The sequence below is a fragment of the Psychrobacillus sp. NPDC096623 genome (assembly GCF_044762655.1).
GTDB lineage: Bacteria > Bacillota > Bacilli > Bacillales_A > Planococcaceae > Psychrobacillus.
In genome coordinates, this window is record NZ_JBIWER010000002.1 from 858,749 (window position 1) to 874,437 (window position 15,689).

Genomic DNA, 15,689 nt, shown 5'->3' on the forward strand with positions numbered 1-15,689 from the left:
TGGTTCATATTAGAAGTACTGGGCACTCCTCAAATGGTGTGCCCAGCCTCTGTGTATCTATCAACCTTTGAATTTAAACTATTTTACAGCGTTCTTCCAAGCATCATCTAAGCTTTCAATAAATTCCTCACCAGTCATATCTTTCGATAAAAAGAATTCTTCTGCTTTTGGACCAAAGTCGTTTGGCACGATATTAGCTGGGTAATAGTTTTGTGCCCAAGGTATCGTTTGACCACTGTTAGATGCATCTAATACATCTTGAGATAAAGGATCTAAATCATTTGCTTCGATACTCGTAAGAGCAGGTACGAAGCCAAATTCCTCTACAATGTATTTATGACCTGTTTCACTTGTAAACATCCAATTTAAGAAATCTTTTGCAGCTTGTGTTTCAGCTTCATCTTTTTTGCCATTAACAGCCCAGTTATTTCCTACTCCAACTGCTAATTTGTCAGTTCCCATTAATGGGAATGGCAACATTCCTACTTCAAAATCTACGTCAAAATCTGAAAGCATTCCATAAGCCCAGTTTCCTTGATGGATCATCGCTGATTTTCCAGCAGCAAAGTCACCAACTTCTTTGTCATAAGTCACATCTAGAGGACTTGGCGTGTTTGTTTTAATAGCTTCCATGAACTTCCCAAACTCTTGAAATTCCTTTGTTTCAGCCATTGTCGTGTCACCACTTGTAAGCTTATCGATGAACTCGTAGTGATCACTTTGCAATGAGAATGGATAGTTACTAATATGACCGATTAAGAAATAAGCTTCTTTTGATAGACCAAGACCAGTAATTCCTTCTCCTTTAAACTTTTCTAATGTGCTGACAAACGAATCATAGTCAGCAACATCTTCTGGTTTTACTAAATCCTTGTTATAAACTAATCCAAATCCTTCCACACCATATGGTATTCCTACGATTTGGTCATCTACTTTAAGTTCCATTCCTGGAGCTATGTCTTTTACATATGCTTCGGATGATAGATCAGCTACATATGACTTCATTTTTTCAGCTTCTGTAACATTTTGAAGACTGAATATAGATGGACCCTGGTCGCTGTTCATACGAATTTGCAGCTGTTCAAAATAATCATCACCTGTTGTGCCCCATACTTCTACTTCCACACCAGTTTCAGCCGTATATTCCTCTGCAAGTGCCTCTAACTGATCTGTAATTTCCACTTTACTTTGGAAGATAGTAATTTTCTGATCAGAAGCTTTACCACTATCGCCATTTTTTTCGTTGCCAGTTGCGCCATCATTACTGCCACTACAAGCACCTAGCATTAATAGTAAAGCGATTAAAAATAGACTACCGAATGCTCTTTTTTGGAACTGCATTTAAATTCCTCCCCCTACAATTTGAATTTCTATAGTGAATAAAATGAAAAATCATTTTATAACTACCTTTTGGCGTATTCATATTCTATATTTATTTCATCATCACACTCATAGATTTGATCATAAACCTCAAATTCTATTTTTTTCTTATGTTCAACTTTTACAGATAAAGTATTATCAGTAAGGAATATTGCTATAGGTTGACCTTGCCAATGAATCGTAAAGTTCATATGATTCCACTGCTTTGGTAATTTCGGGTTTATTGTAAGTTTCCCATCTACGAGTCTAATTCCTGCAAATCCAAAGACAGCTGCTTTCCATATTCCACCGATGGATGCTGCGTGTATACCATCGTCTGATGTATTCATTGATGGTCCTAAATCGACTTCTGTAGCTTTTTTAAATAACGAATATGCAAAATCTGTGTCCCCTATATCATTCGCTAGAATAGAGTGTGTTGCTAAGCTTAACGAAGAATCATGTAATGTTTTTGGTTCGTAATAATAGAAGTTAGCTTTTTTTACTGCATCTGATAACTTAATGTCTTCGTGTAAAAAAGTCTGTCGTAACAGGTAAATCAAGAGCAATGTATCTGTTTGTTTTGTAACTTGAAGAGTATTAATTTGTTGTGGATTATAATATAGATATATAGTTCTTAATTTCTCTTGATTTTTATATTTTGTTAGATCAATTTCTTTTAATTTTAAATACGTATCATCTTGAGGAATAACTAAATCTTTTTCACGTGGCTTAGGCAAATATATTTTTTCTGCTTTTGATCGCCAATTTTGATAAGCTGTTTTCAAATCTATCTTCATTGTCAATTTTTCTATTAGATTAGTGTTTTCTTTCATTAATGTTTCGTAATATCGTATTGCAAGTTTTATATTGAAGAAAGCCATATAATTTGTAAAAGCATTGTTGTTTACATGCTCTTTATACTCATCAGGACCTATAACATTATTAATATGGTATTCTTGCTTACTTTCATTCCACTCAAGACGACTCGCCCAAAAGATTGCAGTTTCAAAAATTATTTCATAACCATATTGGTCCATAAATTCGTGATCAGCAGTGACATTAAAGTATTGGTAAATTGCAAAAGCGATATCTGCGGAAATATGTTGTTCAATAACTCCAGACCAAATTTTAGTTTGCTTTCCAGTTACGATATCAATATCTCCTAATTTTGGAGTTACTTCACCGTCAGTTGGCCAAGCCGCCTCCCAAGGAAACATAGCCCCACAATATCCATTTTCCCTTGCCTTTTCCCTAGCTCCATCTAGGCCGTAGTAGCGATAAGTTAAAAGTGATTTTGCAATTGCTGGATTGGAAAAAGTGAAAAATGGAAGTATGAATATTTCTGTATCCCAAAACGAATGCCCTTTATAACCTTCTCCGCTCAATGCTTTTGCTGCAACTCCCATTCGGTCATCATGTGCAGGTGCCATAATTGTTAACTGATATAGTGAGAATCGCAAGGCAAGTTGATCATATGGATTTTCACTATTAATCTCTAATTTGTAGGCATTCCATATGCTATTATTCCATGCTTCTTTATGTGACTGAAAGAGTGAATCATAACCTTTTATTGAACTATTTCGTAAATCTTCCAATGATTTATCCATGAGCAGTTGAATATTGTATTCGTTATTGTCATATTCCTTATCTCGACTAGTGTACACTGTCGTTAGTTTTTCCAGTTCCATTTTATCGTTCGGTTGAAGATTAATATTATAGGTTAGCCACACTTTTCGACGGGCCATGTTCATTTCTGGATAATCCGTTATTTCTTGATCATTAACAATAACTTTGTGGGAAGAGTTGATAACCACATCTATTTTGGACTCATTCGTTGTTTGAACTAGCAAAATCTTCTTTTTATCAAATATTCTGCGTTCACCTTCTAAAAAATGCTGCGCACCTGAATTACTCATTTGTGCGTCAATTCCAGAATCAAATGAAATTTGAACTGGGTCTGATAAACTTTTAACAATCATTTTCATACCTATCAAATGTAAATTATCTAGTGACACAAATCGTTTAAATTCAAACTGAAGTATTTTTCCTTTCGGAGAGGTCCATTCAAAAAATCTTATTAGCTCAGCATATTTTAAATTTAATTGTCTTATGTAATCCTTTGTTTTTCCAAATTCAAGGCTGAATCGTTCACCGTCTACACGGATATCTAATCTTGTGGCATCTGCTATATTTGGTAATTCTGTTACTTCATTTTCTTCGGCCTTATTGAAAGTACCAGCAACAAATAAGTTTCGAGTTTCTTTCATATAAGGCTCTTCAGTAGAAGAGCGTAACCCTAAATAACCGTTTCCAAGATGCATAATTGCTTCCGCTTTTCCAAGTGAATCAGGTTGGAATGCAGTTTCTGAAACAACCCAATTTTCAAGGTCATCTTTACCTAGCGAATAATTTATCATATTACTTAATTCCCCCTTTCCCAAAGTAATATACTAAGTTACGAAAACGTTTTAGATTTATAAAAAAAATAATTATTAATGAAAGTAATTTTGGACATCTTCGAAAACGTTTTAGTTTTAATGCAAATTGTAAGCCTTTACATATTTAACTATAAGTATAAAATTTTTAATTGTCAATTAATTAAAGGTTTTTGAACTATTTTTGAATTTATTTTATGGAGGAAAATACAAAAAATGTAGACAGCTCGTTTTGAGTGTCTACAGATTTTTTAGGCTTATGCAAGTCGCGTCTTTGCTTCCGTAATTTGAATTTTTACTTGCTCGAATCCAGTTCCACCGAGAGAATTTCTTCTACTAACAGCGGCTAATGGAGACAATATATCATATATATCTGGCTCGATTAAGCTGCTTGCCTGTTTGAGATCTTCCAGTGGTAAGTCGAGCAAGAAATAGCCTCGTTGGATGCAAAGGAAAACTAATTTACCAGTGACTTCATGTGCTTCACGGAACGGAAGTCCTTTAGCTGCTAAATAGTCGGCAAGCTCTGTCGCATTCGAGAAGTCTTTGTGTACAGTATCATGTAAGCGTTCTGTGTGAACTATCATCGTACGAACCATACCTTCAAAAATCTTCAGTGATCCAACGATTGTATGGACTGTATCAAACATGCCCTCTTTGTCCTCTTGCATATCCTTGTTGTAAGCCAGAGGAATTCCCTTAATGACGGTAAGTAATCCCATAAGATTGCCGTAAACCCGGCCAGTTTTTCCACGGATTAACTCGGCCATATCTGGATTTTTCTTTTGAGGCATAATACTAGAACCAGTTGAAAAAGCATCATCCAGTTCAATAAAGTTAAATTCAGAGCTAGACCATAAAATAATTTCTTCGGCAAATCGAGATAAATGAGCCATTAGCATAGAAGAATTACTTAAGAATTCTAGAATAAAATCACGGTCACTGACTGCATCCATACTATTTTCATAGACATTTGCAAAACCAAGGTAATCAGCGGCAATCTTGCGATCAATTGGGAAAGTCGTCCCTGCAAGTGCTCCTGCTCCTAACGGTGAAATATCGATGCGCTTAATAGAATCTTTGAAACGATCCTTGTCACGTTCTAGCATCCAAAAATAAGCCATTAAATGGTGAGCAAAAGAAATAGGCTGCGCACGCTGTAAATGAGTATAGCCTGGTGCAAGAGTTTCCACATGCGTTTCTGCTTGTGACACCAGTGTTTGTTGAAAAGTCTCAATTAACTCGATGATTTCCAGTACTCTATTTTTCAAAAAGAGATGCATATCTGTCGCTACCTGATCATTTCGACTACGCCCAGTGTGCAGCTTACCACCTACTGGTCCGATTAAATCAATTAGCATTTTTTCTAAATTTAAATGGATATCTTCATTGGCAACGGAAAACTCTAGTTTGTTTTCAATTGCTAATTTTTTTAATTGAACAAGTCCACCCAAAATACTTTGAATATCTTCTGGTGGAAGTATTTTGCAGTCTCCTAGCATTTGGACATGCGCAATACTTCCATCTAAATCTTCCGTTACTAAAGCTTGGTCAAACCCGATAGATGCACCAAATTCGTCTACCCATTGTTCGGCAGATTTTTGAAATCTGCCTCCCCATAGTTTTGTCATACTTCCACCTTCTCCGCTCCCTTGTTCACCATTGCGTGAACTTTTGTAGGAAGACCCCATAACTCGATAAATCCTACAGCAGAAGCATGATTAAATTCATCATCTTTTGTATATGTCGCTAATTTCTCATTGTATAGAGAGTTCGGTGATTTACGACCTTCCACAATTGCATGCCCTTTAAATAATTTCACACGCACTGTACCATTCACATATTGCTGTGTTTCCTTTAAGAATGCCTCTAGTGCAGTTCTAAGTGGAGAGAACCAAAGTCCTTCATAAATAAGTTCCGTTAACTTCTTCTCCATTACTGGTTTAAAGTGAGCTAATTCTTTTACTAATGTAATATCTTCTAATTCTTTATGTGCTAATAGTAAGGTATGCGCACCAGGAATCTCATACACTTCACGGGATTTAATACCAACTAAACGATTTTCCACATGGTCAATACGGCCAACACCGTGTTTTCCAGCCAACTCATTTAATTTTAATATTAATTCATGTAAGGGATATGCTACTCCATCTATGGATGTAGGTACCCCTTTTAAAAATTCAATTTCAATGACATCAGCAGTATCAGGAGCATTTTCCAAAGAAACAGTTAAATCATAAGCCTCTTCCGGTGGAGCAGCCCAAGGATCTTCCAAAATGCCACATTCATTTGCACGACCCCAAAGGTTTTGATCGATAGAGAATGGGCTGTCTAGGTTAATAGGAATTGGGATATTTTTTTCTTTTGCGTAAGCAATTTCTTCTTCACGACTCCAGCTCCACTCACGAACTGGTGCAATTACTTCCAAGTTTGGATTTAATGCTTTAATAGAAACTTCGAAACGAACTTGGTCATTTCCTTTTCCTGTACAACCATGCGCAACTGCAGTCGCACCCGTTTGTTCTGCAATTTCCACTAATTTCTTCGAGATAAGTGGACGTGATAAAGCAGAAACTAATGGATATTTATTCTCATACCATGTATGAGCTTGAAGAGAGATCAATGCATATTCATTGGCAAATTCTTCTCTTGCATCGATCATATAACTTTCGATTGCTCCAACCTCTAGCGCTTTGTTTTTCACGAATGCAAGGTCTTTTCCTTCACCAACGTCTAAACAAACAGCTACAACATCGTATCCTTCATCCTTTAACCACGTAATTGCAACTGATGTATCTAACCCGCCTGAATATGCTAAAACCACTTTTTTGTTCATTATTAAATCCCTCCGATGAATTTATATACAAGTTTTTAGTATTAATATACATAATGTATCATGACTTGTGTATAAATACAACTAATATTTAATAATTATAAGTGATTATTCATTTTCCTCTTTTTCTACCCGCTGCTCATTAACCTCATCCGAAATTAGTGTAAATGCAATGCCGCGTTTATTCAGCTGATTTTCAATTTCTTGAATAACATTCTGCAAAACTGTTAAACGTGCATATAATTTATCGTCACCTTGGACAATAAACCATGGTGCGTCCGAACAATTAGTCTTGGCAAACATATCTTCGGTTGCTTCTAAATACTGATCATATTTTTCTCGATTTCGCCAGTCCTCGTCTGTCAGCTTCCACATTTTATAAGGGTCGGTTTTGCGTTCTATAAATCGTTTCAATTGTTCTTCCTCTGAAACATGTATCCAATGCTTAATAACAATGTAATTTTCTGCTGATAATGTTTTTTCGAATTGATTTATTTCTTTAAAAGCTCGTTTCCATTCCTCTTTAGTTGCTAGTTTTTCCACTCGCTCCACTAAAACTCTTCCATACCAGGAGCGATCAAAAATGGCTATTTGTCCGTGTTGTGGCAGCTTTCTCCAAAAACGTTGTAGGTAGTGATAGCGCAATTCATGGGGCTGAGGTGCAGAAATAGGATGTACTATATATCCTCTAGGATCTAAACGCTGTGTTAATCGTTTAATAGCGCCACCTTTACCTGCAGCATCCATTCCTTCAAAAGCAAGTATTAGTCCTATCTTTTCTTCTAAAAGAATCTGCTGTAAGCTTAACAACTGATATTGAAGTTGCTTTAATATTTTTTTATATTCTTTTTTAGAATGTTCAAAATGGGTTGCTTCTAAATTATTTAGTCTATTTTTCAACATAACCCCTCCGATGTTTTTTTAACTGTATACCCAATTATCTAATAGATTAATATTTTCAATGTTTTGTTCTAAGATAACCTAGATAAAATAAACCCAGTCCTTTTTAAAACATGTTTCTATCTTTTGCGAAGGGCTTTGTGTAGCTTTAAAATAAAGATTAATCATAAGCATCTTCCACTGAATAATAAAGACCCATTTTGACAAAGGATTGATCAAAATGGGTTCTTATCCATCAGATTTAAGTTTGTTTTTTATAAAAAGATTGATTTTTTTGGAAAGCGAATTTTTAACTAAAGCACTCGTTAGTGTAAGAAGAAAGAATCCTTATCTCTTTCATAACAAGTTTCATACTCATCTTTAATTATTATACTAATACAAGCCGCACCACTTTCATCATAAATTCCTTTTCCTATTTGTAATTCAACACTTCTATCCTCCCCAGGAAATTCAGGTTCTTGATTAATGATATTAAGAGTATCCTCATCTACCCAGCCCATAATCCATAGCCATCATTTTTGTATCTATCTTTATTTCGACTAATCCAGTCTTTTGTTTGTTGAAAACTAAAAGGTGCAGGGTAAAACTTCATTGTTTCACTGTCGGAAAGAATACTTTGCAAAGGAGTAATATCCTCATCTTTATACTGTCTTAAAAGTAACCTCTGCGTTTCAAGAACAAACATTTCTCATCACCCTTCCTATGTAGTAATCCCTAGTTTTAACAATTACTTTAGATATTGATTAGATAGCTTATTTAACTAAACTGCTGCGTTAGTTCAATAAGAAAAAATGCTTTACTCCTTATTGAAGTAAAGCACCTATTAATTCAATTTCATGTTTCTTATTTTAACGATTCGTTCCACACTAAATCCAACTACTATCCCGATAGCAATTGGAAGTAATGCAATTTCTGCATCAAGAATCGAACCGTCTTTTAATGGCTCATTTTGAAACATTTTGAACTCTAATGCAGCTATATTAAATATAAAGCCTATTACATAAAGTAATACCATTGTTCCTAATGATGATAATAGTGGAAGCAATAAATTTTTATACATAAAAGACCTCCTTTTTATTAAATAAACCTCGATAGTTAATTCACTGTGGAAAAGCTTCTCTAAAGGGTGCCCCTTGTTCTACTAAATCATCCGTTAGTTGAATCAGGTAAATTAGTTTTGGTGCAAGTCATATTGGGCTTTCAAAAACAAACGTTAATTGCCAAGTTAGCTGTATATAACTAACTATTGAATTGAGCTAGAAAATTCAATTTGTTTCAGATCTACCTTTTTAGCCCACTCACTATCATCCCAAATATTAGGGTTGCCAATTGTTAGATTTTCTCCCCGTACCATGAAATCATAACTATCTTTTGTACCCGTATACCAGTCAACAATAACTAACTTGCCGTTTACATTACGTACGAGAAATTCAGTGGGTTCACCATAACTACCTACTGTCTTTTTAATTTCCACAGGTAATTTTAAATAGAGAAAACCCCCGGCTACGTCATCAGTATACTCCACTTCAAAAGTGCCAACATCAACACTTTTCACCAAATTATCAGTAAGATTGTGCGTTAAGTACAAGTCAAATTGGTATTGAATCTTCTTTTGCGTATACTGTTCAAGGTTTACGTTACCGATAAATGCACCCATTTCAATATTCGAGCCGTTCCAGACCGCTTTATAATAGTCAGTAAGCACTCTCGCACACATTTCATAAGCCGTTTCAGAATCCTGAATTGATAGTCCTCCTTTATTTTTAGCTACATATTCAGGGGGATCCTGTAAAACATTCCTTTCAGTGTTGAGCGTAATTTCTTTGTTAAGAGCACTAACTTCAATGCTTTCCTTCGAGACTATGGTTTCAGGTTCTTCGTCAATTAATTTATCTGTATTTTGTTCACTTTCTTTATTCTCCATTGTTGTACTACAACCACTTAAAGTAATAAGTAAACAAAAAGTTAACAAGATCTTCAGTCGGGCTTTCATAAAAACTCTCCCATTTTTTTATGAATTAGACGAAGTATATATAATAATGTTACATATTCAACTAACCTGCGACCCTGCGACGTAAGTTCAATAAGAATGCTGCTCTTAAAGGAGCCTCTTGTTCTACTAAAGCACACGCTAGTTGAAGAATAGTCTCTAATTCTACCCGCTTCTTCAACACAAGTGTAACTGGAAAATGTTTTACTTTTTATTTTTATGATTAGAATTTAGTAATTCTTCCTCTATTTCTTCGTCTGACACAAATACCTCATCATTGTTTTGCCTCTTATTTTTAGGAATTAACAATAAAATGCCCAAGATTAAAACAATTACAATTAGCCAAACAGAAATAGTATGAAGCTCTTGCCCTGCTGCCATAGCAACTTGCAATATAATTGAGGCTGTCAGTAATGATAAACTAATTATTAAAAGTCCAAATAACCTGTACATAACATCCCACCTTCATAAAGTCGTTACTGATAGTTATTCTAAATAATAATTAGTTTTCCTTCTTCAACTAAACTGCCCCGTTAGTTCAATAAGAAAAAAGCTATCCTTACAGGCAGCCTCTTATTTAACTAAAGCACCCAAAGTGAAGCTTATTCAATAATCGCGCCATTTAATTGAATATCTAAAATATCATCTGAGTTATAGAATCAATTAAGTATTCCAGTTGAATATAAACATATTTTCTATCGATTTGAAGGTATCTTGCAAACGGAAAACGAATGGTTGGAGCTTGCTTATCCCGATAATGTGTACGGCCTACAAATCATTTGGCTCCTTTATTGCGATTGAAACGATCGTTTTTACGTAATAGTCAATGCTCGTGGTCCTCCTGTTGTTCCTTCATGACGCTTAAGATTGTGAAGCTTTCAACGTTGGAATCCTGCTGACACCCTTCCAGTGTATAGGTGAATAATTGCTGTCCCTCCTCTGATACCAGCGCCGAACAGGTCATGTTCACTTTGGCGGGGCTGTCTCCCCGATCCTTATTTTTTGAAAGATCAATTTCCAAATCGAATAAAGATCCGTCGAAAGATAAATTGTACAATGTTGGATTTCCTTCCGGCGTATAATTGGCAATCCGTACGGAAGCCACTTCTTTCGCTTCAATGTTATCCAAGAATAGTTCAAAGCGAGGGAAATTGTAAACAGGTCCATTCATATTAATGACATCGCCGTTTTTAACCGCTGTTTCGCTATCATACGAACAAGCGGATAGCATGCATGTTCCGAGAAACAATAATAGATACAAAAGTTTTCTCATATTAATCCTCCCATGGTATCCATGATATTTCACCTTCACTGTATGCACTAAACCATCATTCTATCCCACAGCAATCCATAAAAAACATTTCTGAAGGGGGTTTTTATGTTAACTTCCGCAAGTTTTCATAAACTGTTCACAGACAAATTTGACGTAATTCTATGTTTCTTTTAGTGCGATTGATACATCATTGTCGGCTTATTCACACCAAATTTTCTACTGCACAAATAACTTTTTTTACAAGAATATTTATAAAACACATCTAATTTTAATCAAATTTTCATTTATATAAACTAGACTGACGTTATATTTAACATTAAACTACTAGGGAGCATCTACGATGAGACCAAAATCGAATGCTAGGAAAAATACACACTTTTTATCCAACTATATTCCAAACCCAACAGAACGAAAAACAATTGTGATCTGTATAACAATAAAGCTCCCCTTTTGTTTAACTCTACATATTTAACTTATTCAACATCAATTTTAATACTCCTAATGGAAGTTTAAGAAAAGAGTATTATTAGAAATACTATAAATGTAAAAGAAGCAACGTCTAAATAGAGGTTGCTCTATTTGACTAAAGCACCCGAGAATAAATATTTCATTGATGATACTCAATTAACCAGCAATCTTGATATTTCCCCTCGTGAAGCTCTCGACTTGGAAGTAATTTTACTTTGTTAAAACCACATTTCTCATAACATTTTATCGCCCTTGTATTCCGTTTTTGAGGGTCCATAACTATTCTGTCTGCACTTTTATCTTCGATTAAAAATTTAATCATAGATGTAATAAGTAATGTGCCGATTCCTTTGTTCCAATACTCTATCTCACCAATAAATTGGTCCATTCCATAAACATTTTCGGTAAAATACCCATATTCCTTTTTCGTTTTATCATCTAATTGATAGAATTGAATATAGCCAATTTCGTTGCCATCATATTCCACAATACATTTAACTTCTTCATCTTCAGCAGCAAAAAAAACTTCATTCACTTTTTCTAAATCAAAAGGATTATCTCTACCTTCATAGAATTCAAGAACCAAAGGGTCTGAGAGCCATTTTGCTAACAGGACATTATCTTCTTTTTCTAATTTTCGCACTTTTAATTTCCCATTATGAAACAACATAATAATTCTCCCTCCCATTATAAAAAGTTGTTTATATAATTCGTTTCATTAATTCATAATTCCTAATGAGTTGTTTAACTAGCCTTCCACTTTAAGTTCAACAAGAAAAAGGCTTTACTCCTAATTGCATCTTTAGTTCAAAAAGAAAAAGGACTTTACCCCTTCTTGAAGTAAAGCACCCGTGCACCCGTTAGTTCAATAAGAAAAAATTTTTCTTTTGGTCGGATACGTCTCATGACTTCATCCACCGTCCAAAAGAAAAATGAAGTCATAATTCCAGCGATAAAATTTAGTTCCCCTTCTCCTACCCAATAGTTATTAAAGTTTGAAAAGAAATCACTTGATTCAAAGATTATGCCATAGACAAATGCAAAAGACATACCAAAAAACAAATGAATTAGTAGCGCTAAAGTCATTCTTTTAATTCCTCTGAATCGTTTGGTTAAATAATCAGATAAAAAAGTTACAGGAACACCGTAAATTAATATAATCGGTGAAAATAGTAGGCTATAAATCCCAATCATAGGTATCAATTCAAATGGTCTTTCCCATTCACCAAAAATAAAAACTAAGATGAAAGTAATCGACAAAATTGTTGCAAAGAAAAAAGTTATAGCCTCCCTTTAATCAACCATTCTCCCCCTTTTAGTACAATAACTTTGTTATCCTAACCTGCTGTATTACTTCAGTAAAAAGGCTTTACTCCTTCTTGAAGTAAAGCACCCGTTAGTGATGTAATTACTGATTATTAGGGTTCAATATAGATGTATTTTTCTTCCATTCTCCGCCACCAATTTGTTCCCAGTAATCGCCCGTTTGTTTATCAAAAATTCTAAAATAGTCAGTAGCTATCATAATATGTTCGTAACGGTTTTCGTTTTGTACTTTCTCATTTTGACTTTCAACAGACTCATTATTATTAGTCTTCAAAGCCTCAGAAATGAACCAAGAACTAATAACAATACTTACACCTAAAAAGATAATCGAAAATGCCTGTAAATTCTTATTCATTCAACTTTCCGCCCCTTAGTTTTACCTTCTATATTTTACCATAAATATCCAATGTCTTATTAAACTAACCTGCCCCTTTAGTTCAATAAGAAATAAGTGCCACCCCTTCTTGAAGTAAAGCACCCGTTAGTAGAAAATAGTCTGAATTACCTTCAAAGATTTTTCTGTTTTTAAGTTAAATACAAACAAAAAGTGTATTATTTATATTTTTCGTTCAGATAATTAATTTGTTCAACAGCTTCATCTACATGATTTACATCAAAAATTCGGATATTTGTATTAAGTTCTTTTTGAAAAGTCTCTGCTTCTTTGCTATTTTCACTTGGGATGATCATGAAATGAAAACCTGATTTTTCTGCGATTTGTATTTTTTCCTTGATGCCGCCCACAGCTGTTACTTCTCCTTTTCCATTTATGGCTCCAGTAACAGCAATTGGTAAGTGATTTTGAAAGGTTCCATTTATCATCAATTCAGTTAGTAATAAGGCAAGCCCTGCACTATTTCCTATCGCTTGATCGTGATTAAAGTAATCGGTAAGTCTTTGCTCTTCTTTCCCGAAATATTCTCTTAAATCCTCTCTCATCATCTCTTTTGGCGATTTTAGCCCCAACCAACTTAGCAGAGTCCTATTCTTATTTTGATAACTCATTGGATTGGTTAATCCGATAATAGTTAAAACATCTTTATGCTCTTTGGTTAATTGCTCCTGAACCGCCTTTTTACTTTCCATATTATTTAATGTTTCAATTTCAATACTGATAATAAAAATTCCTGAGCGTTCTACTGTCTCCCTAGGTTCAAAGTAAATGTCTGCTATATGTGTTTGTGAAGCGAACCCTATAAGAGGCAGCTCATAGCAAAATAACAGCAAAAGGATGGATAGCGAGATAGTCATTTTTCGTTTTATCCTATGTTTCTTTCGGAATACCACGATAGAGAATGACAATATCAGCAAGCTAATCAGCAAGATAGCTAAATATGAAATTTCATCAATAACATCTTGAAGATATAAGAAAAGAAATAGAAGGTAAAAAAGCAGTGTTAAAGAGAAATGTAAGCTAGTAGAAAAACGTTTTGCATTTTGCATGTTTATCAGCCCTCTCTTAAATTGGGTAACTGGGAAGTATTTCTAAGCAATTATTCTTAATGTAGTTTACGTTCTAAATGAAAAAGAGGTTTCAAGTTATTTACCTTTAACAATTCTATCAATGTCTCAATATAAATCAGTAGTGAAAAAAGGCACTGTAAAGTTTAGATTTTAGGTAGTAAAAAGGCTCAGTTCATCTGAACTAAGCCTTATCTTTTATTTTCCTTCTTCAACTAAACTGCTGCTTGATCATAAGAAAAAAGCTTTACTCCTTCTTGAAGTAAAGCACCCGTTAGTTGAAGAGCGACTTTAATCGCTGTTATCTAAATCATCATTTAGAAAAGATTTTTTGTCTTCTTCAGTTCCATTCTTTTTTTCAAGAAATTGCCCAATTATTGAACTGTTAATACCATTTTTGACTGCTGCTTCTATAACCCCATAAAGAGCTAATAATCCACCAATGGATACTACAACAAATATTACAATAAGCATATTAAGATTATCCATAAAATCACCCCTAAAATTCTAATATTTAATTGAACTAACCTGCACGGTTAGTTTAACAAGAAAAAGCTGCCCTTACAGGCAGCCACTTGTTTAGCTAAGGCACCCGTTAGTTTAAGTACATTTTTTCACAAACTATTAAGTTTCTAATAAAACATCGAATTCTTTAACACAGACGGCATTTCCAGTAATCTCTATATCATAATTCTCTTCATTCTTAGAAACTTGTACCATGACCCGACCATCTTTTTTAATTTCGTGACCTTGTTCAACTATTAGATTTAACGGTTCTTTAAAATTGTTATTTATGTATTTAGCATAAAATGCACCCATTACCCCTGAAGCTGTACCTGTAACTGCGTCTTCAATAGTACCTGAATATGGTGAAGAGAAGTGTCGAGCATGCATATCTGCATTAGAATCATAGGTATCCAAACAGAAAGGATGAATAGATGATTCAGGCATTTCCTTTAAAATTTCAGGAAACTGCTTATTATTTGGTTCCATTTTTTTAAAAGCACCCAGTTGTTTTATCGGTATTATAAGCGTCCAAATACCTGTACTTCCATAGAGTATCGGTAAACCAGCATGTAGGTCTGATTCTTTTAGTCCTATTGATTTGGCTAAATCTTCTTTTGAACCTTTAAATTCCTTGAATTGAGGAGAAGCCTGTTTCATTGTTATAAATATTTCACTATCAACTGAAGTATTAATTTTAATCGGTAGAATGCCAGCGTTTGTTTCAATTGTTAACTTTGTTTTATCTCCCAATAATCCTTTACTTTTTAAAGCATAAACAGTTGACATTGTTGCATGCCCACATAAATTCATTTCATGCCCTGGTGTAAAAAATCGTATTCTAAGGTCAGCTACATCCGATTTAACTGGAAAAGCAGTCTCATTAAAGCCTACTCTGAAAGCAATTTCTTGCATTTCTGCATCAGTCAATTCATCACCATTTAACACTACTCCCGCAGGATTTCCCTGATTAGGTTCTTTACTAAACGCATCATAATGATAAACCTTTATCGACTTCACAACTCATACCTCCAATTGGATATTTTAGAACTCCTTACATTTTACCATTCATTACTAATTTCTTGTTCAACTAAACTGCTTCATTAGTTCAATAAAAGGCATTACTCCTTCTTGAAG

At 34.4% G+C, this 15,689-nt stretch carries 16 protein-coding genes and 1 pseudogene; all 17 read right to left on the reverse strand.

Annotated features, from left to right (window positions below; translation table 11 throughout):
• Nucleotides 1–78 precede the first annotated feature (78 nt).
• Nucleotides 79–1,341 carry a sugar ABC transporter substrate-binding protein gene (locus tag ACIQX2_RS08980; RefSeq protein ID WP_402848824.1) on the reverse strand — a complete coding sequence of 421 codons (1,263 nt, stop codon included), beginning with the start codon at nucleotides 1,339–1,341 and terminating at the stop codon, nucleotides 79–81.
• 62 nt (nucleotides 1,342–1,403) lie between these two features.
• Nucleotides 1,404–3,779 carry a glycoside hydrolase family 65 protein gene (locus tag ACIQX2_RS08985; RefSeq protein ID WP_402848826.1) on the reverse strand — a complete coding sequence of 792 codons (2,376 nt, stop codon included), beginning with the start codon at nucleotides 3,777–3,779 and terminating at the stop codon, nucleotides 1,404–1,406.
• A 275-nt stretch (nucleotides 3,780–4,054) separates the two neighbouring features.
• On the reverse strand, nucleotides 4,055–5,428 hold the full coding sequence (argH, locus tag ACIQX2_RS08990; protein ID WP_402848829.1) for an argininosuccinate lyase: 1,374 nt from the start codon (nucleotides 5,426–5,428) through the stop codon (nucleotides 4,055–4,057).
• A complete protein-coding gene (locus tag ACIQX2_RS08995; RefSeq protein WP_340779670.1) occupies nucleotides 5,425–6,633 on the reverse strand; it encodes an argininosuccinate synthase in 1,209 nt (402 codons plus the stop codon). The genes argH and ACIQX2_RS08995 overlap by 4 nt, the downstream gene beginning before the upstream one ends.
• Nucleotides 6,634–6,738: 105 nt before the next feature.
• A complete protein-coding gene (locus tag ACIQX2_RS09000) occupies nucleotides 6,739–7,533 on the reverse strand; it encodes a polyphosphate kinase 2 family protein (RefSeq protein ID WP_402848834.1) in 795 nt (264 codons plus the stop codon).
• A gap of 302 nt (nucleotides 7,534–7,835) precedes the next feature.
• Nucleotides 7,836–8,030 carry a hypothetical protein gene (locus ACIQX2_RS09005; RefSeq protein ID WP_402848836.1) on the reverse strand — a complete coding sequence of 65 codons (195 nt, stop codon included), beginning with the start codon at nucleotides 8,028–8,030 and terminating at the stop codon, nucleotides 7,836–7,838.
• Nucleotides 8,024–8,215 (reverse strand): annotated as a pseudogene (locus ACIQX2_RS09010) (GNAT family N-acetyltransferase); the annotation flags it as partial. The pseudogene ACIQX2_RS09010 and the gene ACIQX2_RS09005, both read right to left, overlap by 7 nt.
• 138 nt (nucleotides 8,216–8,353) lie before the next feature.
• Nucleotides 8,354–8,590, reverse strand: coding sequence for a hypothetical protein (locus tag ACIQX2_RS09015; RefSeq protein WP_402848839.1), 237 nt, complete (start codon nucleotides 8,588–8,590; stop codon nucleotides 8,354–8,356).
• A 183-nt stretch (nucleotides 8,591–8,773) separates the two neighbouring features.
• Nucleotides 8,774–9,523: a hypothetical protein gene (locus ACIQX2_RS09020; RefSeq protein WP_402848841.1), complete on the reverse strand. Its 750-nt coding sequence runs from the start codon at nucleotides 9,521–9,523 to the stop codon at nucleotides 8,774–8,776.
• A 201-nt stretch (nucleotides 9,524–9,724) separates the two neighbouring features.
• A complete protein-coding gene (locus ACIQX2_RS09025; RefSeq protein ID WP_402848844.1) occupies nucleotides 9,725–9,973 on the reverse strand; it encodes a hypothetical protein in 249 nt (82 codons plus the stop codon).
• A 370-nt stretch (nucleotides 9,974–10,343) separates the two neighbouring features.
• On the reverse strand, nucleotides 10,344–10,793 hold the full coding sequence (locus ACIQX2_RS09030) for a DUF4362 domain-containing protein (RefSeq protein WP_402848847.1): 450 nt from the start codon (nucleotides 10,791–10,793) through the stop codon (nucleotides 10,344–10,346).
• A 607-nt stretch (nucleotides 10,794–11,400) separates the two neighbouring features.
• Nucleotides 11,401–11,931, reverse strand: a complete 531-nt coding sequence (locus tag ACIQX2_RS09035) for a GNAT family N-acetyltransferase (RefSeq protein ID WP_402848850.1) — start codon at nucleotides 11,929–11,931, stop codon at nucleotides 11,401–11,403.
• A gap of 155 nt (nucleotides 11,932–12,086) precedes the next feature.
• Complete coding sequence (locus tag ACIQX2_RS09040; RefSeq protein WP_402848852.1) at nucleotides 12,087–12,347, reverse strand: hypothetical protein; 261 nt, start codon at nucleotides 12,345–12,347, stop codon at nucleotides 12,087–12,089.
• Nucleotides 12,348–12,669: 322 nt separating this feature from the next.
• Nucleotides 12,670–12,942: a hypothetical protein gene (locus ACIQX2_RS09045; RefSeq protein WP_402848855.1), complete on the reverse strand. Its 273-nt coding sequence runs from the start codon at nucleotides 12,940–12,942 to the stop codon at nucleotides 12,670–12,672.
• A 197-nt stretch (nucleotides 12,943–13,139) separates the two neighbouring features.
• Nucleotides 13,140–14,030 carry a S16 family serine protease gene (locus ACIQX2_RS09050; protein WP_402848858.1) on the reverse strand — a complete coding sequence of 297 codons (891 nt, stop codon included), beginning with the start codon at nucleotides 14,028–14,030 and terminating at the stop codon, nucleotides 13,140–13,142.
• Nucleotides 14,031–14,339: 309 nt separating this feature from the next.
• Nucleotides 14,340–14,537: a hypothetical protein gene (locus ACIQX2_RS09055; RefSeq protein ID WP_402848860.1), complete on the reverse strand. Its 198-nt coding sequence runs from the start codon at nucleotides 14,535–14,537 to the stop codon at nucleotides 14,340–14,342.
• 135 nt (nucleotides 14,538–14,672) lie between these two features.
• Nucleotides 14,673–15,572, reverse strand: a complete 900-nt coding sequence (locus tag ACIQX2_RS09060; RefSeq protein ID WP_402848863.1) for a PhzF family phenazine biosynthesis isomerase — start codon at nucleotides 15,570–15,572, stop codon at nucleotides 14,673–14,675.
• Nucleotides 15,573–15,689: the final 117 nt, after the last annotated feature.